Annotated in this window: 1 protein-coding gene; it reads right to left on the bottom strand. The window is 46.3% G+C overall.

Annotation, left to right across the window (positions count from 1 at the left end):
* On the bottom strand, window positions 1-602 hold a 602-nt coding region (maeA, locus tag R7Z49_RS26275; RefSeq protein ID WP_318112599.1), incomplete at both ends, for an oxaloacetate-decarboxylating malate dehydrogenase.

Below are 602 nucleotides of genomic sequence, written 5' to 3'. Positions count from 1 at the left end.
ATGCATCGTAGTCAGGGCCCGTAATACGAGGATGACGCCAGCCCATGTACATTGGATCAGCAAGACGTTGAGGGTTGTTTGTACCCACATCCAGAACGATAGGCAATGTGTAAGCAGGGCTGATACCACCACATGCGGTGTACAGAGAAAGCTTACCGATAGGAATACCCATGCCGCCGATACCTTGGTCACCCAAACCTAGGATTCGTTCGCCATCAGTCACAACAATCACTTTTACGTTGTGGTTGGCTGCGTTGTTTAGCAGGTCATCGATACGATCACGGTTCGGGTAAGAGATAAATAGACCACGACCACGACGGTAAATGTTCGAGAAGTTCTCACACGCAGCACCAACGGTTGGCGTGTAGATGATCGGCATCATCTCAGAAATATGGTTTTGTACTAAACGGTAGAATAGGGTTTCGTTGGTATCTTGGATATTGCGCAGGTAAATGTGCTTATCCATGTCGCTTTCGAAACTCTTGTATTGTTGGTAGGCACGTTCTACCTGTTCTTGAATTGTTTCTGTTGTCTCTGGAAGCAGACCTTCTAAGTTGAATGAACTACGTTCTTCAGCAGAAAAAGCACTGCCTTTGTTCAAT

This window comes from Vibrio sp. 1562, from assembly GCF_033340155.1.
In the GTDB taxonomy this organism is placed as follows: domain Bacteria; phylum Pseudomonadota; class Gammaproteobacteria; order Enterobacterales; family Vibrionaceae; genus Vibrio; species Vibrio alginolyticus.
Note: the sequence above shows the minus strand (reverse complement) of the source record. Positions and strands in the feature narration are given on the sequence as shown.